The organism is Streptomyces sp. NPDC000878 (assembly GCF_053599695.1).
The window spans coordinates 63,720-84,792 of record NZ_JBSFMT010000036.1 but is presented as its reverse complement, the minus strand read 5'-3'; the positions used below and the strand labels follow the sequence as shown (position 1 = coordinate 84,792).

General features: G+C 69.0%; 16 protein-coding genes. 12 read left to right on the top strand and 4 right to left on the bottom strand.

From position 1 onward, the window contains the following. Positions 1-217 precede the first annotated feature (217 nt). Entirely contained in the window at positions 218-2,746 is a 2,529-nt protein-coding gene (locus ACWDR4_RS28350; protein ID WP_450412923.1) for a RelA/SpoT family protein, read from the top strand. Between the two features lie 77 nt (positions 2,747-2,823). Here the strand turns inward: ACWDR4_RS28350 and ACWDR4_RS28345 are convergent, their stop codons facing one another. Together ACWDR4_RS28345 and ACWDR4_RS28340 are read right to left on the bottom strand one after the other, a co-directional pair. Beyond that, on the bottom strand, positions 2,824-4,053 hold the full coding sequence (locus ACWDR4_RS28345; protein WP_450412922.1) for a DUF349 domain-containing protein: 1,230 nt from the start codon (positions 4,051-4,053) through the stop codon (positions 2,824-2,826). A gap of 134 nt (positions 4,054-4,187) precedes the next feature. Next, positions 4,188-5,006 carry a peptidylprolyl isomerase gene (locus tag ACWDR4_RS28340; RefSeq protein ID WP_450412921.1) on the bottom strand — a complete coding sequence of 273 codons (819 nt, stop codon included), beginning with the start codon at positions 5,004-5,006 and terminating at the stop codon, positions 4,188-4,190. Positions 5,007-5,184: 178 nt separating this feature from the next. On the opposite strand from ACWDR4_RS28340, the gene ACWDR4_RS28335 reads away from it, so the two are divergent. Together ACWDR4_RS28335 and hisS are read left to right on the top strand one after the other, a co-directional pair. Then, entirely contained in the window at positions 5,185-5,907 is a 723-nt protein-coding gene (locus ACWDR4_RS28335) for an MBL fold metallo-hydrolase (protein ID WP_450412920.1), read from the top strand. Between the two features lie 13 nt (positions 5,908-5,920). Further along, complete coding sequence (gene hisS / locus ACWDR4_RS28330; protein ID WP_450412919.1) at positions 5,921-7,183, top strand: histidine--tRNA ligase; 1,263 nt, start codon at positions 5,921-5,923, stop codon at positions 7,181-7,183. Between the two features lie 168 nt (positions 7,184-7,351). Here hisS and ACWDR4_RS28325 read toward each other — a convergent pair whose 3' ends face one another. Further along, entirely contained in the window at positions 7,352-8,029 is a 678-nt protein-coding gene (locus ACWDR4_RS28325) for an ATP-binding cassette domain-containing protein (protein WP_450412918.1), read from the bottom strand. A gap of 142 nt (positions 8,030-8,171) precedes the next feature. On the opposite strand from ACWDR4_RS28325, the gene ACWDR4_RS28320 reads away from it, so the two are divergent. The 7 genes from ACWDR4_RS28320 to ruvX all read left to right on the top strand — a co-directional run bounded on the left by ACWDR4_RS28320 (position 8,172) and on the right by ruvX (position 15,406). Continuing rightward, positions 8,172-8,828 (top strand): vitamin K epoxide reductase family protein, encoded by a 657-nt coding sequence (locus ACWDR4_RS28320; RefSeq protein WP_450412917.1) that lies wholly within the window; start codon positions 8,172-8,174, stop codon positions 8,826-8,828. Positions 8,829-8,872: 44 nt separating this feature from the next. Further along, entirely contained in the window at positions 8,873-10,228 is a 1,356-nt protein-coding gene (locus ACWDR4_RS28315; protein ID WP_450412916.1) for a replication-associated recombination protein A, read from the top strand. Between the two features lie 310 nt (positions 10,229-10,538). Continuing rightward, positions 10,539-11,153: a 30S ribosomal protein S4 gene (rpsD, locus tag ACWDR4_RS28310; RefSeq protein WP_153291663.1), complete on the top strand. Its 615-nt coding sequence runs from the start codon at positions 10,539-10,541 to the stop codon at positions 11,151-11,153. A gap of 284 nt (positions 11,154-11,437) precedes the next feature. Beyond that, positions 11,438-11,884, top strand: coding sequence for a DUF948 domain-containing protein (locus ACWDR4_RS28305; RefSeq protein ID WP_450412940.1), 447 nt, complete (start codon positions 11,438-11,440; stop codon positions 11,882-11,884). 8 nt (positions 11,885-11,892) lie between these two features. Beyond that, positions 11,893-12,252: a hypothetical protein gene (locus ACWDR4_RS28300; protein ID WP_450412915.1), complete on the top strand. Its 360-nt coding sequence runs from the start codon at positions 11,893-11,895 to the stop codon at positions 12,250-12,252. Further along, positions 12,252-14,924, top strand: a complete 2,673-nt coding sequence (gene alaS, locus ACWDR4_RS28295) for an alanine--tRNA ligase (protein ID WP_450412914.1) — start codon at positions 12,252-12,254, stop codon at positions 14,922-14,924. Before ACWDR4_RS28300 ends, alaS begins: the two co-directional genes overlap by 1 nt. A gap of 17 nt (positions 14,925-14,941) precedes the next feature. Beyond that, positions 14,942-15,406, top strand: a complete 465-nt coding sequence (gene ruvX, locus ACWDR4_RS28290) for a Holliday junction resolvase RuvX (RefSeq protein ID WP_450412939.1) — start codon at positions 14,942-14,944, stop codon at positions 15,404-15,406. 181 nt (positions 15,407-15,587) lie between these two features. Here ruvX and ileS read toward each other — a convergent pair whose 3' ends face one another. After that, entirely contained in the window at positions 15,588-18,737 is a 3,150-nt protein-coding gene (gene ileS, locus ACWDR4_RS28285; protein WP_450412913.1) for an isoleucine--tRNA ligase, read from the bottom strand. Between the two features lie 581 nt (positions 18,738-19,318). On the opposite strand from ileS, the gene ACWDR4_RS28280 reads away from it, so the two are divergent. Together ACWDR4_RS28280 and lspA are read left to right on the top strand one after the other, a co-directional pair. Beyond that, the gene (locus ACWDR4_RS28280) at positions 19,319-20,311 is read left to right on the top strand and encodes a TraR/DksA C4-type zinc finger protein (protein WP_450412912.1); all 993 of its coding nucleotides are present in this window, start codon (positions 19,319-19,321) and stop codon (positions 20,309-20,311) included. 101 nt (positions 20,312-20,412) lie between these two features. After that, positions 20,413-21,015, top strand: a complete 603-nt coding sequence (lspA, locus tag ACWDR4_RS28275) for a signal peptidase II (RefSeq protein ID WP_450412911.1) — start codon at positions 20,413-20,415, stop codon at positions 21,013-21,015. The last annotated feature ends 58 nt before the right edge of the window (positions 21,016-21,073 follow it).

The window sequence follows — 21,073 nt, the reverse complement described above, 5'->3', positions numbered from 1 at the left end:
GACATCGGCCCTGATGCCGCCAGGTCCGGCCGAAGCGGGCCTGCGGACACATGGAGCGACGGAGAGGCGGGCACCCGAGGAATCCGGTGCCCGCCTCTCGTGTTTCTCCTGTAGAAGGCCGTCTCAGCGGCCTGGAGGCGATGCCGGGGCCCGGGATCGCTACCATGGGGTCTCCGGAGCCTGACCTGGGGACCCGGATCGCGCACGAGGAGTCCTCTTGGCAGACGAGGCCCAGCCCCTGACCGCCGCCAAGCCCGAGCCCGTCTCGGAGCCCGCGGCCACGCCCGCGCGGACCGCGAACAACGACGCGCACGGGCCGGTCGAGCACGCCCAGTCCGCACCCGTCGAACGTGCGGCCGAGCCTTCGCGCCCCAAGCCGGCCACGCCCGAGCCCGCTCCCACCCCGGCCCCCGCGCCCGCTGTCCGCCCGGCCTCCGGCCAGCCTGCCCGCTCTGCCTCCCCCAACCGCGTACGCGCCCGGCTGGCCCGGCTCGGCGTACAGCGCTCCAATCCGTACAACCCGGTCCTTGAGCCGCTGCTCCGGGCGGTGCGCGGCAACGATCCGAAGATCGAGACGGCGACCCTTCGCCAGATCGAGAAGGCCTACCAGGTCGCCGAGCGCTGGCACCGTGGCCAGAAGCGCAAGAGCGGCGACCCGTACATCACCCACCCGCTGGCCGTCACCACGATCCTCGCTGAGCTTGGCATGGACCCGGCGACCCTGATGGCGGGCCTGCTGCACGACACGGTCGAGGACACCGAGTACGGCCTGGACCAGCTGCGCCGCGACTTCGGCGACTCCGTCGCGCTCCTCGTCGACGGCGTCACCAAGCTGGACAAGGTCAAGTTCGGCGAGGCCGCGCAGGCCGAGACCGTGCGCAAGATGGTCGTGGCCATGGCCAAGGACCCGCGCGTCCTGGTCATCAAGCTCGCCGACCGGCTGCACAACATGCGCACCATGCGCTACCTCAAGCGCGAGAAGCAGGAGAAGAAGGCGCGCGAGACGCTGGAGATCTACGCGCCGCTCGCCCATCGCCTGGGCATGAACACCATCAAGTGGGAACTGGAGGACCTCGCCTTCGCGATCCTCTACCCCAAGATGTACGACGAGATCGTCCGGCTGGTGGCCGAGAGGGCACCGAAGCGTGACGAGTACCTGGCCATAGTGACCGACGAGGTGCAGAGCGATCTGCGCGCCGCCCGGATCAAGGCCACCGTCACCGGGCGCCCGAAGCACTACTACAGCGTCTACCAGAAGATGATCGTACGAGGCCGCGACTTCGCGGAGATCTACGACCTCGTGGGTATTCGGGTACTTGTCGACACGGTCCGGGACTGTTACGCCGCCCTCGGCACCGTGCACGCGCGCTGGAACCCGGTCCCCGGCCGGTTCAAGGACTACATCGCGATGCCCAAGTTCAACATGTACCAGTCGCTGCACACGACGGTCATCGGACCCAACGGCAAGCCGGTCGAACTCCAGATCCGTACGTTCGACATGCACCGCCGTGCCGAGTACGGCATCGCCGCGCACTGGAAGTACAAGCAGGAGGCCGTCGCCGGCGCCTCCAAGGTCCGCTCGGACCAGCCGAGGACCACCGGCAAGGACGACCACCTCAACGACATGGCGTGGCTGCGCCAGCTCCTCGACTGGCAGAAGGAGACCGAGGACCCCGGGGAGTTCCTGGAGTCCCTGCGCTTCGACCTGTCGCGCAACGAGGTCTTCGTCTTCACGCCCAAGGGCGACGTGATAGCGCTGCCGGCGGGCGCGACCCCGGTCGACTTCTCGTACGCGGTCCACACCGAGGTCGGCCACCGGACCATAGGGGCACGGGTCAACGGCCGCCTCGTACCGCTCGAATCCACCCTGGACAACGGCGACCTGGTCGAGGTCTTCACCTCCAAGGCACCCGGCGCCGGCCCTTCCCGCGACTGGCTCGGCTTCGTCAAGTCGCCGCGTGCCCGCAACAAGATCCGCGCCTGGTTCTCCAAGGAGCGGCGTGACGAGGCGATCGAACAGGGCAAGGACGCCATCGCCCGCGCGATGCGTAAACAGAACCTGCCGATCCAGCGCATCCTCACCGGCGACTCCCTCGTCACCCTCGCGCACGAGATGCGCTACCCCGACATCTCGTCCCTGTACGCGGCGATCGGCGAGGGTCATGTGGCCGCGCAGAGCGTCGTGCAGAAGCTCGTCCAGGCGCTCGGTGGCGAGGAGGCGGCCACCGAGGAGATCGACGAGGCCGTTCCGTCCCCGCGCGGCCGGGGCCGCAAGCGGCGCAGCAACAACGACCCGGGTGTCGTGGTCAAGGGCGTCGACGACGTCTGGGTGAAGCTCGCCCGCTGCTGTACGCCCGTACCCGGCGATCCGATCATCGGATTCGTCACGCGCGGTAGCGGCGTATCGGTTCACCGCAATGACTGCGTGAACATTGAGTCACTGTCCCGCGAGCCAGAGCGCATCCTCGAGGTCGAGTGGGCGCCCACCCAGTCCTCGGTCTTCCTGGTCGCCATCCAGGTCGAGGCCCTGGACCGCTCCCGCCTCCTCTCGGACGTCACCCGCATCCTGTCCGACCAGCACGTCAACATCCTGTCGGCGGCCGTCCAGACGTCGAGGGACCGGGTGGCCACCTCCCGCTTCACCTTCGAGATGGGCGACCCCAAGCACCTGGGACACGTCCTGAAGGCCGTCAGGGGCGTCGAGGGCGTCTACGACGTGTACCGGGTGACCTCGACCCGCAGGTAGTCGGAGAACACGCAGAGGGGCTCCCGTACATCTCGTACGGGAGCCCCTCTGCGTAGCAGCGTGAAAGAACCGGCGAACTAGCCGCCGAACTCCTGCAGCCCCTTGAGCGCCTGGTCCAGCAGCGCCTGACGGCCCTCGAGCTCCTTCTGGAGCTTGTCGGCCCTGGCGTTGTTGCCCTGGGCGTGGGCCGTCTCGATCTGGCCGGTGAGCTTGTCCACGGCCGCCTGGAGCTGACCGGTCAGACCCTCGGCACGCGCGCGTGCCTCCGGGTTCGTCCGACGCCACTCGGTCTCCTCGGACTCCTGAAGAGCCCGCTCGACCGTGTGCATCCGGCCCTCGACCTTCGGGCGGGCGTCGCGCGGCACGTGACCGATGGCCTCCCAGCGCTCGTTGATCGAACGGAAGGCGGCCCGCGCCGCCTTCAGGTCCGTGATCGGCAGGAGCTTCTCGGCCTCCTCGGCCAGCCCCTCCTTGAGCTTGAGGTTCTCGGTCTGCTCCGCGTCCCGCTCGGCGAAGACCGAGCTGCGCGCCGCGAAGAACACGTCCTGGGCACCGCGGAAGCGGTTCCACAGGTCGTCCTCGTGCTCGCGCTGGGCGCGGCCCGCGGCCTTCCAGTCCGTCATCAGCTCGCGGTAGCGCGCCGCCGTCGGACCCCAGTCGGTCGACGCGGACAGCGCCTCGGCCTCCGCGACCAGCTTCTCCTTGGCCTTGCGGGCGTCCTCGCGCTGCGCGTCAAGGGACGCGAAGTGCGCCTTGCGGCGCTTGGAGAACGCCGAGCGGGCGTGGGAGAAGCGGTGCCACAGCTCGTCGTCCGACTTCCGGTCGAGCCGCGGCAGCCCCTTCCAGGTGTCCACCAGCGCGCGCAGCCGCTCACCGGCCGACCGCCACTGGTCGGACTGCGCCAGCTCCTCCGCCTCGACGACCAGCGCCTCCTTGGCGTGCCGCGCCTCGTCGGACTGCTTGGCGCGCTGCTGCTTGCGCTCCTCGCGCCGGGTCTCGACGGTCTCGACGAGTTTGTCCAGCCGGACCTTCAGCGCGGCCAGATCGCCGACCGCGTGGTGGGCGTCCACCTGCTCGCGGATGTGGTCGATGGCCACCTGGGCGTCCTTCGCGGACAGGTCGGTGGTCTTGACTCGCTTTTCGAGGAGGCCGATCTCGACAACCAGGCCCTCGTACTTGCGCTCGAAGTAGGCCAGCGCCTCCTCGGGGGAGCCGGCCTGCCAGGAACCGACGACCTGCTCGCCGTCGGCCGTACGCACGTACACGGTCCCCGTCTCGTCGACGCGGCCCCACGGGTCGCTGCTCACAGCGCCTCCTCCACATGATGCCTGCGGAGGGCTCTGCACCCCCGGGCATCGTCCACAGTTTCGTCACGGCCAACATAGGCGACCGGCAGGGATGCTGTCCGCATCCCGCGCGACCGAAGTTTCGCAGTTGGCGGTCAGGATTTCGTTACGGTCGCCTTGTTGATCACAACGGTCGCATTCGGTGCGCCGTCGCCCTGTCCCGTGGCCTCACCGGCCGCGGCGATCTTCTTCAGGACCTTCATGCCCGACGCGGAAACCGTGCCGAACGGTGTGTAGCTGGGCGGGAGCTGACTGTCCTGGTAGACCAGGAAGAACTGGCTGCCGCCGGTGTGCGCCTGACCCGTGTTGGCCATGGCGATCGTGCCCGCCGGGTAGATGTTGTTCTTGAGGGTTTTGTCCTTCAGGTTCTCGTCCGGAATGGTGTAGCCGGGGCCGCCCATACCGGTGCCCTTCGGGTCACCGCACTGCAGCACGTAGATGCCGTTCGTGGTGAGCCGGTGGCACTTGGTGTGGTCGAAGTAGCCCTCGCTCGCCAGGAAGTTGAACGAGTTGACGGTGTGCGGGGCCGCCGACGTCTTCAGGGCGATACCGATGTCGCCACAGGTCGTCGCGAGCGTCATCTCGTACTTCGCCGACTTGTCGATGGTCATCGCCGGCTCCTTCTTCCAGCTCAGCGACTTCACCGCCCCCTCGGCAGCCTTCTCACAGGGGTCCGCGGCCTTGCTGGGCGTCGCGCTCGGGGTGACCTCCGCGCTCGCGTTCGACTTGCTGTCGTCGTTCTTGAAGACCCCGGTCGCATACGACAACACGCTTCCCACGACGATCACGCCGAGGACCGACGCGATCACCGAGTTGCGCACGTTCGCCTTGCGTCGCGCGGCCGTACGCCGCTGCTGCTGCCGCAAGAACTTCTCCCGGGCGAGCTGACGCCGCCGCTGTTCCTGGGTGACCACCGGGTTTTCTCCTCATGCGTCTCGTACGTCAACTGGGACGCGTGCGTCTTGTGTGCCGATCGCCTGCGTGTGCCCCGTACCGTATATGGGTTCGCTGAGGAAACGGCAGCGCCGGTAGGCTCTGGGGCACTGCCACCCACCCCGTACGACCACGTACGCCACATATCGAAGGACGATCGTGCTCATTGCCGGGTTCCCGGCCGGCGCCTGGGGGACGAACTGTTATCTCGTCGCTCCCGCCGCCGGTGAGGAGTGCGTGATCATCGACCCGGGCCATCAGGCCGCCGAGGGAGTCGAGGAGACGCTGAAGAAGCATCGGCTCAAGCCCGTCGCCGTCGTCCTCACCCATGGCCACCTCGACCATGTCGCCTCGGTCGTCCCGGTGTGCGGTGCGCACGGTGTCCCGGCGTGGATCCACCCCGACGACCGTTACATGATGAGCGACCCGGAGAAGGCGCTCGGCCGTTCCATCGGGATGCCGCTGCTGGGCGAACTGACCATCGGGGAACCGGACGACGTCAAGGAGCTGACGGACGGCGCGCGGCTGGAACTGGCGGGACTTGAGCTGAGCGTGGCGCACGCACCGGGCCATACCAAGGGGTCGGTGACGTTCAGGATGCCGGAGACGACGGACATCCCGTCCGTGTTCTTCTCGGGCGACCTGCTCTTCGCCGGCTCCATCGGACGCACCGACCTGCCCGGCGGTGACATGGCCGAGATGCTCGACTCGCTGGCCCGCGTGTGCCTGCCGCTCGACGACTCGACCGTGGTGCTGTCCGGCCACGGCGCCCAGACGACCATCGGCCAGGAACGCGCCACCAACCCGTATCTGCGGCAGGTGGCGGCCGGCCTTCAAGATCGCGGCGAGGGCCCGAACCCCCCTCACCGACGAGGAATGTGACGAGAGACCTCCCGTGAGCACCTTCAAGGCCCCCAAGGGCACCTACGACCTGATCCCGCCGGAGAGCGCGAAGTACCTGGCGGTACGGGAAGCGATCGCGGCGCCGCTGCGCAACTCCGGCTACGGCTACATCGAGACGCCGGGCTTCGAGAACGTCGAGTTGTTCGCCCGGGGCGTCGGCGAATCGACGGACATCGTGACGAAGGAGATGTACGCCTTCGAGACCAAGGGCGGCGACATGCTCGCCCTACGCCCCGAGGGCACGGCGTCGGTCCTGCGCGCGGCCCTTGAGGCCAACCTCCACAAGCTGGGCAACCTCCCGGTCAAGCTCTGGTACTCGGGCTCGTACTACCGCTACGAGCGCCCCCAGAAGGGCCGTTACCGCCACTTCTCGCAGGTGGGCGCGGAGGCGATCGGTGCGGAGGACCCGGCGCTGGACGCCGAGCTGATCATCCTGGCGGACCAGGCGTACCGGTCGCTGGGCCTGAGGAACTTCCGCATCCTGCTGAACAGCCTGGGCGACAAGGAGTGCCGTCCCGTATACCGGGCGGCGCTCCAGGACTTCCTCCGGGGCCTCGACCTGGACGAGGAGACACTGCGCCGGGCCGACATCAACCCGCTGCGGGTGCTGGACGACAAGCGGGACGACGTCCAGAAGCAGTTGGTGGGGGCGCCGTTGCTGCGGGACTATCTGTGCGATGCGTGCAAGGCGTACCACGAGGAGGTCCGGGAGCTGATCACGGCGGCGGGCGTCGCCTTCGAGGACGACGCCAAGCTGGTTCGCGGCCTGGACTACTACACCCGTACGACCTTCGAGTTCGTCCACGACGGACTGGGCTCGCAGTCCGCGGTGGGCGGCGGGGGGCGGTACGACGGTCTGTCCGAGATGATCGGCGGTCCGGCTCTTCCGTCGGTGGGCTGGGCGCTGGGCGTAGACCGTACGGTCCTTGCCCTGGAGGCGGAGGGTGTGGAGCTCGAACTCCCGTCCGCGACGAGTGTGTTCGCGGTGCCGTTGGGGGAGGAGGCTCGCCGGGTGCTGTTCGCGAAGGTCACGGAGCTGCGGAAGGTGGGGGTCGCGGCGGACTTCTCGTACGGGGCGAAGGGTCTTAAGGGGGCGATGAAGAACGCGAACCGGAGTGGGGCGCGTTACACGATCGTTGCCGGTGAGCGGGACCTCGCGGAGGGGGTGGTCCAGCTGAAGGACATGGAGTCCGGGGATCAGACGGCGATCGGCGTGAACGAGATCGTGGCGGAACTGGAGTCGAGGCTGGGCTGAGGGCGGTTTCCCTTCGCCCCCGTCGCCCTTACCCATTCCCATCCCTGGGGGCTGCGCCCCCAGACCCCCCGTTCGCGCTAAAACGCGCTCGTCCTCAAACGCCGGACGGGCTGGGTGGGGGTGGCGGTGAGGGTGGGTGGGGAAAGCTCGCGCTGGACGCGCTCGTCCTCAAGCGCCGCACGGGCTGAAATGCCACGGCCGGCGTTGAAGAGGCACTGCCCGTACTGCGGAAGTGGCAGGCCGGGTGGGCGGGGAAAAGTGGTGGGCTGAGCGCGCTTGTCCTCGAATGCCGACCTCAGGCACCCCAGCCCGTCCGGCGTTTGAGGACAAGGCCCGTTCAGGGCCGTAGCGGGGGTTCGGGGGCGGCAGCCCCCGAGGATGGGACGGGTAGGGGCGGCGGGGGCGAGGAAAAGCCTGCGTCGTCGGCTCGTCCAGGAGCAACAGTTCCGGGCCGCCGATCACAGCGAGCGCCACGTCGAGACGGCTCCGCCGGCCGCCCGACAGCTCCTTGATCCGGCTGCCCGCCTTCTGCTCCAGTCCGACCGGACCGATCACCTGGTCGGGATCCCGCAGCGCCGGGTAGTAGCCGGCGAAACAACGTACGGTTTCGCCGACCGTCAACTCGGCGGGTGCCGATTCGTCCTGCCGGACGATTCCGATACGTGAGCGCCACGCGCGCGTGCCCTTCGCCGGATCCGCGCCCAGTACCAGAGCCTCGCCCGCGTCCCTGGACCGGTTGCCCTGGAGGATCTCCACGGTGGTGCTCCTGCCCGCGCCATTGGGCCCCAGCAGGCCGAACACCTCGCTCTGGCGGATGCCGAGATCGATGCCGTCGACGGCGGTCACGCCCCCGTACCGCTTGCGCAGTCCCCGAACTCTCCGGGACGACCAAGGGTGCCTCCTTATGTCCACTGAACGGTGGACACGCGCCCGCGTGCGGCACAATGACCGTGCCCGCCAGCCCCCCTCGAAGCAACGGAACGGCGTGATGACCAAGACGATGATGAAGGACGGCGTCTCCACCGACCAGCCCGAGCCCCCTGCCGAGGCTTCGCGCTCGGTGGGCGCCAGCCGCGCGTTCGCCGTGATGCTGTTGCTCACCGGCGCGGCCGGACTGCTCGCGGCGTGGGTCATCACGATCGACAAGTTCAAGCTGCTCGAAGCCAAGGTCGAGGGCAAGACGTTCACCCCCGGGTGCAGCCTCAACCCCGTGGTGTCCTGCGGCAGCGTGATGGAGAGCAAGCAGGCCGCCGCCTTCGGGTTTCCGAATCCGATGCTCGGCCTTGTCGCCTACGGCATCGTCATCTGCGTAGGCATGAGCCTCCTCGGTCGCGCCCGCTTCCCCCGCTGGTACTGGCTCACCTTCAACGCGGGCACCCTCTTCGGTGTCGGGTTCTGCACCTGGCTGCAGTTCCAGTCCCTGTACCGGATCAACGCGCTGTGCCTGTGGTGCTCCCTGGCCTGGGTCGCGACGATCATCATGTTCTGGTACGTGACCTCGTTCAACGTCAGGAACGGCTTCATTCCCGCGCCGAAGTTCCTCAAGAGCTTCTTCGGCGAGTTCACCTGGGTCGTGCCGGTCCTGCACATCGGCATCATCGGGATGCTGGTCCTGACCCGCTGGTGGGACTTCTGGACCAGCTGACAGTGCCGGTCCCACTGTCAGTGGCGTGACATAGGGTTTTGGACGTGGAGCCCGATCTGTTCACCGCCGCAGCCGAAGCACGCCAGGAGAAGGACCCGTCCAGCAGCCCCCTGGCCGTGCGGATGCGCCCGCGCGTCCTCGACGAGGTCGTCGGCCAGCAGCACCTGCTGAAGCCGGGCTCGCCGCTGCGCAGGCTCGTCGGTGAGAGCGACGGCGGACCGGCCGGGCCCTCGTCCGTGATCCTCTGGGGGCCGCCGGGCACCGGAAAGACGACGCTCGCGTACGTCGTCTCGAAGGCCACCAACAAGCGCTTCGTCGAACTGTCGGCGATCACTGCGGGCGTCAAGGAGGTCCGCGCGGTCATCGACGGCGCCCGCCGGGCCACCGGTGGCTTCGGCAAGGAGACCGTCCTCTTCCTCGACGAGATCCACCGCTTCAGCAAGGCCCAGCAGGACTCTCTGCTCCCCGCCGTCGAGAACCGCTGGGTGACCCTGATCGCGGCGACCACCGAGAATCCGTACTTCTCGGTGATCTCCCCCCTCCTCTCCCGCTCCCTCCTCCTCACCCTCGAACCCCTCACGGACGACGACCTGCGCAGCCTGCTCCGCCGGGCGCTGAGCGACGAGCGCGGTCTCAAGGGCGCGGTCACGCTCCCTGAGGACTCCGAGAACCACCTGCTGCGCATCGCCGGTGGCGACGCCCGCCGCGCGCTGACCGCCCTGGAGGCCGCCGCCGGGGCTGCCCTGGACAAGGGCGACGCGGAGATCACCCTCCAGACCCTGGAGGAGACCGTCGACCGCGCGGCCGTGAAGTACGACCGGGACGGCGACCAGCACTACGACGTGGCCAGCGCCCTCATCAAGTCCATCCGGGGCTCGGACGTCGACGCGGCCCTGCACTACCTCGCGCGCATGATCGAGGCCGGCGAGGACCCCCGCTTCATCGCCCGCCGCCTGATGATCTCCGCCAGCGAGGACATCGGCCTCGCCGACCCCAACGCCCTCCCGATAGCCGTCGCCGCCGCACAGGCCGTCGCCATGATCGGCTTCCCGGAGGCCGCGCTCACCCTGAGCCACGCCACCATCGCCCTCGCCCTGGCCCCCAAGTCCAACGCCGCGACCATGGCGATCGGCGCCGCCATGGAGGACGTACGCAAGGGCCATGCGGGACCCGTGCCGATGCATCTGCGCGACGGGCACTACAAGGGCGCGGCCAAGCTGGGGCATGCCCAGGGGTACGTCTACCCGCACGACCTGCCGGAAGGCATCGCCGAGCAGCAGTACGCCCCGGAGGAACTGAAGGACCGGCGGTACTACGAACCGACCCGGCACGGAGCCGAGGCCCGGTATGCGGACGCCGTCGAGTGGACGAGGAAACACCTCGGTCGCAAGCGGTCCTGAGCACGCTGTAGAATCCTGCGCAGTGCTGAGTCCCGTGTCCGGCTTCGGTCGGCGCCTCAGGCGGGACAACCAGCCGGATCTTCTGATCCAGGAGCGTCGCGCACCTTCGTAGGTGTCGCGGGCAGCCCACCACCACCCGGGGTTCCGGGACCGGTCGGTGGGCCGTTCGTGTGCTGCACGTATGTGCCCAGAACTAGGGGAACGGCTGCCCGGCAACTCCACTCGTCGACGAGTGGACGAGACGGGAATCCCCGGCTGCGGATGCGACCTCCCGTAACCCTGAGGCAGCCGAAAAGGAAAAGGAAAAGAAGTGGCGAACCAGTCCCGCCCCAAGGTCAAGAAGTCGCGTGCCCTCGGCATCGCGCTGACCCCGAAGGCCGTCAAGTACTTCGAGGCCCGTCCCTACCCGCCGGGTGAGCACGGTCGTGGCCGCAAGCAGAACTCGGACTACAAGGTCCGTCTGCTGGAGAAGCAGCGTCTGCGCGCGCAGTACGACGTGTCCGAGCGCCAGCTCGTCCGCGCCTACGAGCGTGCCTCCAAGGTCCAGGGCAAGACCGGTGAGGCCCTGATCATCGAGCTGGAGCGTCGCCTCGACGCGCTGGTCCTGCGTTCGGGCATCGCCCGCACGATCTACCAGGCCCGCCAGATGGTCGTCCACGGCCACATCGAGGTCAACGGCCAGAAGGTCGACAAGCCCTCGTTCCGTGTCCGTCCCGACGACGTCGTGATGGTCCGCGAGCGCAGCCGCAGCAAGACGCTGTTCGAGGTCTCCCGCGCCGGTGGCTTCGCCCCCGACGGTGAGACCCCGCGCTACCTCCAGGTGAACCTCGGCGCCCTGGCGTTCCGCCTGGACCGCGAGCCGAACCGCAAGGAGATCCCGGTGATCTGCGACGAGCAGCTCGTCGTCGAGTACTACGCCCGCTGATCCAGCGGCTGTAGCACCAGGCAGCACCGGCTTCGCGCCTTCGGCCCGTCGTTTCCCCGCCCTCGCCGGCGGGGGAGCGGCGGGCCTTCGCGTACAACCGTGGTCGGAGATCGCGCGTACAACCGTGGTACGAGAGTGCGCACAACCCCCGTCCCGACAGGCCCCATCCGGGTACGGAGGGCCGCCTCCGGCGCGATAGGGTCGGAGCGACTTTCGAAGTGTCCGGAACGTATGTGACGTACCCCAGAACACAGTCGATCTACGAGCGCAGAGAGCGGTGCGGTGTGACCGGTGGAGAGGTTGCCGGGATCCTGGTGGCCGTCTTCTGGGCGATCCTGGTCTCCTTCCTCGCCGTGGCGCTGGTGAGGCTGGCCCAGACGCTCAGGGCGACCACCAAGCTGGTGGCGGAGGTGACGGAACAGGCCGTGCCGCTGCTGGCCGACGCCTCCCAGGCCGTGCGCTCCGCGCAGACGCAGATCGACCGTGTCGACGCCATCGCCACCGACGTCCAGGAGGTCACCTCCAACGCGTCGGCGCTGTCCACCACCGTCGCCTCGACCTTCGGCGGCCCGCTCGTCAAGGTCGCCGCGTTCGGATACGGCGTACGCCGGGCGATGAGCCGCACCAGGACCGACGAGGCGCCCGCGCCCGAGCGGGTCCGGCGCACGGTCGTCGTCGGCCGTACCGTCCCGGCCCCGAAGGGCTCCAAGCGACGCAGGCAGAAGGGCTGAACCCCGCGATGTTCCGCCGTACGTTCTGGTTCACCGCGGGTGCCGCGGCCGGTGTGTGGGCCACCACCAAGGTCAACCGCAAGCTCCGGCAGCTGACCCCCGAGCACCTCGCCGCGCAGGCCGCCAACAAGGCGATCGAGGCCGGACACCGGGTCAAGGACTTCGCCCTCGACGTACGGGCCGGGATGCTCCAGCGCGAGGCCGAGCTGGGCGAGGCCCTCGGGATCGCCGAACCCCCGGGCCACGGCCTGCCCGCGCAGCGGCGGCTCGCCGCCCTCGACCGCGGGCCGGAAAACCTGAAGCACGATGAGAAGCACTACGGGATGCTGGACAAGAAGCACTCGTACAACCGGAATGAGGACCACTGATGGAGTCGGCTGAAATTCGTCGCCGCTGGCTGAGCTTCTTCGAGGAGCGCGGGCACACCGTCGTCCCTTCGGCGTCGCTCATCGCGGACGACCCGACTCTCCTCCTGGTCCCCGCCGGCATGGTGCCCTTCAAGCCCTACTTCCTCGGCGAGGTCAAGCCGCCGTTCGCCCGCGCCACGAGTGTGCAGAAGTGCGTGCGCACACCCGACATCGAAGAGGTCGGCAAGACCACGCGGCACGGCACGTTCTTCCAGATGTGCGGCAACTTCTCCTTCGGCGACTACTTCAAGGAAGGCGCCATCAAGTACGCCTGGGAGCTGCTCACCAGCCCCCAGGACAAGGGTGGTTACGGCCTGGAGCCGGAGAAGCTCTGGATCACCGTGTACCTGGAGGACGACGAGGCCGAGCGCATCTGGCACGAGGTCGTCGGCGTCCCGAAGGAGCGCATCCAGCGTCTCGGCAAGAAGGACAACTACTGGTCCATGGGCGTGCCCGGGCCGTGCGGTCCGTGTTCCGAGATCAACTACGACCGCGGGCCCGAGTTCGGCGTCGAGGGTGGCCCGGCCGTCAACGACGAGCGGTACGTGGAGATCTGGAACCTCGTCTTCATGCAGTACGAGCGGGGCGAGGGCACCTCGAAGGAGGACTTCGAGATCCTCGGCGACCTGCCGAGCCAGAACATCGACACGGGCCTCGGCATGGAGCGGCTCGCCATGATTCTGCAGGGCGTGCAGAACATGTACGAGATCGACACCTCCATGGCCGTCATCAGGAAGGCCACCGAGCTGACGGGCGTCGAGTACGGCGCCGCCCACGGCTCCGACGTCTCCCTGCGCGTGGTCACCGACCACATGCGTACGTCCGTGATGCTCATCGGCGACGGTGTCTCGCCCGGCAACGAGGGCCGCGGCTATGTGCTGCGCCGCATCATGCGCCGCGCCATCCGCAACATGCGTCTGCTGGGCGCCACCGGCCCGGTTGTGCAGGACCTCATCGACGTCGTGATCGCGATGATGGGCCAGCAGTACCCGGAGCTGGTCAGCGACCGCAAGCGCATCGAGACCGTGGCCCTGGCCGAAGAGGCCGCCTTCCTCAAGGCTCTCAAGGGCGGCACCAACATCCTCGACACCGCCGTCACGGAGACCAAGGCCGTCGGCGGCAAGGTCCTGTCCGGCGACAAGGCCTTCCTGCTCCACGACACCTGGGGCTTCCCGATCGACCTCACCCTCGAAATGGCCGCCGAACAGGGCCTTTCCGTGGATGAGGACGGCTTCCGGCGCCTGATGAAGGAGCAGCGGGAGCGCGCCAAGGCCGACGCCAAGTCCAAGAAGACCGGCCACGCCGACATGGGCGCCTACCGCGAGATCGCCGACGCCGCCGGGGAGACCGAGTTCGTCGGGTACGACCGCACCGAGGGCGAGTCGACGGTCGTCGGCATCCTCGTCGACGGTGTCTCGTCGCCCGCCGCCACCGAGGGCGACGAGGTCGAGATCGTCCTCGACCGCACCCCGTTCTACGCCGAGGGCGGCGGCCAGATCGGCGACACCGGGCGCATCAGGATCGACACCGGTGCCGTCATCGAGATCCGCGACTGCCAGAAGCCCGTTCCCGGCGTGTACGTCCACAAGGGCGTCGTCCAGGTCGGCGAGGTGACCGTCGGTGCCAAGGCCCAGGCCGCCATCGACGTGCGCCGCCGTACGGCCATCGCCCGCGCCCACTCGGCCACCCACCTCACCCACCAGGCCCTGCGCGACGCCCTCGGCCCGACGGCCGCCCAGGCCGGTTCCGAGAACCAGCCCGGCCGGTTCCGTTTCGACTTCGGCTCCCCGTCCGCCGTACCGACGGCCGTGATGACCGACGTCGAGCAGCAGATCAACGAGGTGCTCGCCCGCGACCTGGACGTGCACGCCGAGATCCTCAGCCTCGACGAGGCCAAGAAGCAGGGCGCCATCGCCGAGTTCGGCGAGAAGTACGGCGAGCGGGTTCGCGTCGTGACCATCGGCGACTTCTCCAAGGAGCTGTGCGGCGGCACGCACGTCCACAACACCTCCCAGCTCGGCCTGGTCAAGCTGCTCGGCGAGTCGTCCATCGGCTCGGGCGTGCGCCGCATCGAGGCCCTCGTCGGCGTGGACGCCTACAACTTCCTCGCCCGGGAGCACACGGTCGTCGCCCAGCTCCAGGAGCTGGTCAAGGGCCGTGCGGAGGAGCTTCCGGAGAAGATCTCCGCCATGCTCGGCAAGCTGAAGGACGCCGAGAAGGAGATCGAGAAGTTCCGCGCCGAGAAGGTCCTCCAGGCCGCCGCCGGGCTGGCCCAGGGCGCCAAGGACGTCAAGGGTGTCGCCCTGGTCACCGGTCAGGTGCCGGACGGAACGAGCGCCGACGACCTGCGCAAGCTGGTCCTCGACGTGCGTGGTCGTATCCAGGGCGGCCGGGCCGCCGTCGTCGCCCTCTTCACCACGGCGAACGGCAAGCCGCTGACGGTCATCGCCACCAACGAGGCCGCCCGCGAGCGCGGTCTCAAGGCCGGCGACCTGGTCCGTACGGCCGCCAAGACCCTCGGCGGTGGCGGTGGCGGCAAGCCGGACGTCGCCCAGGGCGGTGGCCAGAACCCGGCCGCCATCGGCGAGGCCGTCGACGCCGTCGAGCGCCTTGTGGCGGAAACGGCCAAGTGAGCGACGACGGAAGCACCCTGCGCCGCGGCCGTCGACTCGCGATCGATGTCGGGGACGCCCGGATCGGGGTCGCCTCGTGCGACCCCGACGGGATCCTCGCCACCCCGGTGGAGACGGTCCCGGGTAGGGACGTTCCCGCAGCTCACCGCAGGCTGAAGCAACTCGTCGACGAGTACGAACCCATCGAGGTCGTCGTCGGCCTCCCTCGCTCCCTCAAGGGGAGCGAGGGCCCCGCCGCGGTGAAGGTCCGTGGCTTCGCCCAGGAGTTCGCCCGGCTGATCACACCCGTCCCGGTGCGTCTGGTGGACGAGCGGATGACGACGGTGACGGCCAGTCAGGGACTGCGTGCCTCGGGTGTGAAATCGAAAAAGGGCAGATCGGTCATTGACCAGGCCGCAGCCGTGATCATCCTGCAACAGGCCCTGGAATCCGAACGGGTGTCAGGTAAAGCACCCGGCGAGGGCGTCGAAGTGGTCATCTGATCGCGATACGGTAACGTTCCGCGCGATTGTGGCTCTGCCGCGGTTCGTTTGCTGCGGGCCGGTGGGGGCTGGTCGCGCAGTTCCCCGCGCCCCTTACGGGGCGCTGTACTGCAGGGGATTTAATACGCCGAAGGCCCGGTCCCGCCAAGCTGCTGGCGGGACCGGGCCTTCTTGTGTGCTGTTACGCCTTGCGCAGGCGGAACGTCAGGGACAGGCCCTCGTCCGTGAACGGGGCGCCGTACGTGGCGTCCGCCTCGCCTCCGGCGAAGTCCGTGGCGAGGACCTCGTCGGCGATCAGGGCCGAGTGCTCGGTCAGGGCCGCCGTCACCGCCGGGTCCGTGGAGGTCCAGCGCAGCGCGATGCGGTCGGCCACGTCGAGGCCGCTGTTCTTGCGGGCCTCCTGGATCAGGCGGATCGCGTCACGGGCGAGGCCCGCCTGACGCAGCTCCTCCGTGATCTCCAGGTCGAGGGCGACCGTCGCACCCGAGTCGGACGCCACCGACCAGCCCTCGCGCGGGGTCTCCGTGATGATGACCTCGTCCGGGGCGAGGGTGACCGTCTCGCCGTCGACCTCCACCGACGCCGTGCCCTCGCGCAGGGCCAGGGACAGCGCCGCCGCGTCCGCGTTCGCCACGGCCTTCGCCACGTCCTGGACGCGCTTGCCGAACCGCTTGCCCAGGGCACGGAAGTTGGCCTTGGCGGTCGTGTCGACCAGGCTGCCGCCCACCTCGGAGAGGGACGCGAGGGAACTCACGTTCAGCTCCTCCGTGATCTGCGCGTGCAGTTCGCGGTCCAGGGTGTCGAAGCCGGTCGCCGCGACCAACGCGCGGGACAGCGGTTGACGCGTCTTCACGCCCGACTCCGCGCGCGTGGCCCGGCCCAGCTCCACCAGCCGCCGTACGAGCACCATCTGCCGCGACAGCTCCGGGTCGATCGCGGACAGGTCCGCCTCAGGCCAGGAGGTCAGGTGTACGGACTCGGGGGTGCCCGGGGTCACCGGCACCACCAGGTCCTGCCAGACCCGCTCGGTGATGAACGGGGTCAGCGGGGCCATCAGCTTCGTGACCGTCTCGACGACCTCGTGCAGGGTGCGCAGCGCGGCCTTGTCGCCCTGCCAGAAGCGGCGCCGGGACCGGCGTACGTACCAGTTGGACAGGTCGTCGACGAACGCCGACAGGAGCTTGCCGGCGCGCTGGGTGTCGTACGCCTCCAGGGACTGGGTCACCTGGTCGGTGAGGGCATGGAGTTCGGACAGCAGCCAGCGGTCGAGGACCGGGCGGTCGGCCGGGGCCGGGTCCGCCGCGCTGGGCGCCCAGTTGGACGTACGGGCGTACAGGGCCTGGAAGGCGACCGTGTTCCAGTAGGTGAGGAGCGTCTTGCGGACGACCTCCTGGATGGTGCCGTGGCCGACGCGGCGGGCCGCCCAGGGGGAGCCGCCGGCCGCCATGAACCAGCGGACGGCGTCGGCGCCGTGCCGGTCCATCAGCGGGATCGGCTCCAGGGTGTTGCCCAGGTGCTTGGACATCTTGCGGCCGTCCTCGGCGAGGATGTGGCCGAGGCAGACCACGTTCTCGTACGACGACTTGTCGAAGACCAGGGTGCCGACCGCCATCAGTGTGTAGAACCAGCCGCGGGTCTGGTCGATGGCCTCGCTGATGAACTGCGCCGGGTAGCGGGACTCGAACAGCTCCTTGTTCCGGTACGGGTATCCCCACTGCGCGAACGGCATCGAACCCGAGTCGTACCAGGCGTCGATGACCTCCGGGACGCGGGTCGCCGTCGTGCCGCAGCCGTCCTGGGGGCACGTGAACGTGACCTCGTCGATGAACGGGCGGTGCGGGTCCAGGTCCGACTGGTCGGTGCCCGTGAGCTGCGTCAGCTCCGCGCGGGAGCCGACGACCGTGAGGTGGTCGTCCTCGCAGCGCCAGATCGGGAGCGGGGTGCCCCAGTAGCGGTTGCGGGAGAGCGCCCAGTCGATGTTGTTGTTCAGCCAGTCGCCGTACCGGCCGTGCTTGACCGTGTCCGGGTACCAGTTGGTCTTCTCGTTCTCCTGGAGGAGACGGTCCTTGACGGCGGTGGTGCGGATGTACCAGGACGGCTGCGCGTAGTAGAGGAGCGCGGTGTGGCAGCGCCAGCAGTGCGGGTAGCTGTGCTCGTACGGGATGTGCTTGAAGAGCAGCCCGCGCGCGTGGAGGTCCTCGGTGAGCTTTTCGTCCGCCTTCTTGAAGAAGACACCGCCTACGAGGGGGACGTCCGCCTCGAAGGTGCCGTCCGGGCGGACGGGGTTCACGACCGGCAGGCCGTACGCGCGGCAGACCTTGAGGTCTTCCTCACCGAAAGCGGGGGACTGGTGGACCAGACCCGTACCGTCCTCGGTCGTCACGTACTCCGCGTTCACCACGTAGTGGGTGGGCACGTCCGCCGGGAACTCGACCAGCTCGAACGGTCGTTGATAGGACCAGCGCTCCATCTCGGCACCGGTGAAGGTCTGGCCGGTGGGCTGCCACTCCTCGCCGAGCGCCTTGGTGAGCAGCGGCTCGGCGACGACCAGCTTCTCCTCACCGTTCGTCGCCACCACGTAGGTGACGTCCGGGTGCGCGGCGACCGCCGTGTTGGAGACCAGCGTCCAGGGCGTCGTCGTCCAGACGACGAGTGCGGCCTCGCCGGCCAGCGGACCGGAGGTGAGCGGGAAACGGACGTACACGGAGGGGTCGACGACCGTCTCGTAGCCCTGCGCCAGCTCGTGGTCCGACAGGCCCGTGCCGCAGCGCGGGCACCAGGGGGCGACGCGGTGGTCCTGGGTGAGCAGGCCCTTGTTGAAGATCTCCTTCAGGGACCACCAGACCGACTCGATGTACTCGGGGTCCATCGTGCGGTAGGGGTCCTGGAGGTCCGTCCAGTACCCCATGCGGGTCGTGAGCGCCTCGAAGGCGTCCGTGTGCCGGGTCACCGACTCGCGGCACTTGGCGTTGAACTCGGCGATCCCGTACGCCTCGATGTCCTGCTTGCCGGAGAAGCCCAGCTCCTTCTCGACCGCCAGCTCCACCGGGAGGCCGTGGCAGTCCCAGCCGGCCTTGCGGGCCACGTGGTAGCCGCGCATCGTGCGGAAGCGCGGGAACACGTCCTTGAAGACGCGGGCCTCGATGTGGTGGGCGCCCGGCATGCCGTTCGCGGTGGGCGGGCCCTCGTAGAACACCCATTCGGGGCGGCCCTCGGACTGCTCAAGGCTCTTGGCGAAGATCTTCTGCTCGCGCCAGAAGTCGAGCACGGCGTGCTCAAGGGCGGGCAGGTCGACCTGGGCGGGCACCTGGCGGTACGTCGGCGTTGTCATCAGCGAGCTTCCTCCGGCGGAACTTTCTGCCTTCCGTCGGAGGGACGAGAGCCGGAATTCTCCGGACGCCGTGTACGGCGTACTCCCGCGGTACCACCCTCCTTGGCTCCCCGGTGCGTCGTGCCCACCGATGAGCCCCCTCATTGGGGTCGCGAAACCGGGTCTACTGGCCTTGGCTGTCCTGCTCGCCTTGCTGCGGCTTTCTTCCGGCGGCTCCGGGGTGATCTTCGCGTCGCGCTCGCCCCCGGGCTTCCACCGTCCCCGGGTCGCTCTGGGCTGCGTACGCCGCTACTCGTCCCCATCCACGCTTCTCGCTGCGCCCAGTGTACGGCGACCCACGGACAGCGGCCGACCGGTTTTCCGAGTCACCCGAATGGCGAGGGTCGGGTGTCCGCATTCCGGGACGCCCGGCTCGGCGGATTACCCGGCGGGGAGCTGGGCACAACGCTTGCAGGCTTGCCCCGCGGGACGGGCGGGGTGGGCGAATCGGGCGGCGTGCCCCGTTGCCGCGGGACTCAAGTCGATTTATCGTCCCAGCACGATTCGCGAGCAAGATCACAATATGTGAAGGGGCCGCGGCCATGGTGGCGAAAAAGACCGCCGTACAGCAGTCGGCGTCCAGCAGATCCACCGGATCCGCGACCGCGGAAGCCTCCGGCAACGGCAAGGGGGTGAACGCGAAGAAGAGCGTCCGGGGAGGGGCGGCGGAAGGGGTTGCGAGGGGCTCGGCCGCGGGGGCGAAGCGGGCCAGGGCGAAGGAAGCCGTCCCCAAGGAGACCGTCCCCAAGGAGGCCGCTCCGAAGAAGAGCGCGGTGAAGAGGAGTGCCGCGAAGAAGACGTCGGTCGAGAAGACGGCGGCTTCGGAAACGGCCGCCAAGAAGAGGGCGGCCACGGAAACGGCGGGTACGAAGACGGTTGCCACCAAGGCGGTGGCGAAGAAGGCGGCGGCCAAGAAGGGCGTCGCCAAGAAGGCCGTCGGAACGAAAGCCGTTGCCTCCAGAAGCGCCGCAGGCAAACGCACCTCCACGAAGAGCACGGCCAACAAGGCGGGCGCGGCCGAGGCCGCGAAGACGACGGGAGCCACGACGGTGGTTGCGAAGAAGACTCCTGGCACGGCCACGGCGGCGAAGAAGCCCAGCGCGGTACCGAAGGCACGGCTCGCCGCGGCGGCGGAGCCCGGCGAACTCGCCGTACGCCCCGGTGAGGATCCATGGACCCCGGAGGAGGTGGCGGAGGCGCGCACCGAGCTGCAGTCCGAGGTGCTGCGGCTGCGCTCCGAGATCACGAGGTCCGAGCAGTCGCTCGTGGGTCTCATGCGGGACTCGGGGGACGGCGCCGGCGACGACCAGGCGGACACCGGTACGAAGAACATCACGCGGGAGGGGGAGATGGCGCTGGCGGCCAACGCGCGCGAGATGCTCGTCCAGGACGAGCGGGCCCTGGAGCGGCTGGACGCGGGCACCTACGGCCTGTGCGAGAACTGCGGCAACCCGATCGGCAAGGCGCGTATGCAGGCCTTCCCGCGCGCGACGCTGTGCGTCGAGTGCAAGCAGAAGCAGGAGCGGCGCTACTGACCGCGCTGCTGACCGGCAGCGGAACGCCCGGTGCTCTGCTGTGGCCCAGGAGGCGTGTCGTACCCTCGTCCTCAGTCAGGAACCTAGGTTGAGGGACTCACGTGGCAGAGGCGGAGCGCATCATCGGTACGCCGGACATCCCAGACGCGGCGGGGGCCGAGCCGGAGCAGCCCGGTTCCGACGACGCCGGGACGCAGCGCCCGGACGAGCGGCCCCGGGGCAAGCGCCGGATCTTCGTGCTGTTCACGATCGCCGCGCTGGCGTACGCGCTGGATCTCGTCAGCAAGATGATCGTGGTCGCCAAGCTGGAGCACCACGCGCCGATCGAGATCATCGGGGACTGGCTGAAGTTCGAGGCGATCCGCAACGCGGGCGCCGCCTTCGGCATGGGTGAGGCCTTCACCGTGATCTTCACGGTCATCGCGGCGTCCGTGATCGTCGTGATCGCCCGGCTGGCCCGCAAGCTCTACAGCCTGCCCTGGGCGATCGCGCTCGGGCTGCTGCTCGGCGGTGCGCTGGGCAATCTGACCGACCGGATCTTCCGTTCGCCGGGCGTCTTCGAGGGCGCGGTCGTCGACTTCATCGCGCCCAAGCACTTCGCGGTCTTCAACCTGGCCGACTCGGCGATCGTCTGCGGCGGCGTCCTGATCGTTCTGCTGTCCTTCAAGGGGCTCGACCCGGACGGGACCGTCCACAAGGACTGACGGCCCGGGCGCCGGTTTGTCCACAGGCCGGTCGGGGGTGCCGGGCCCGTCCGGCATA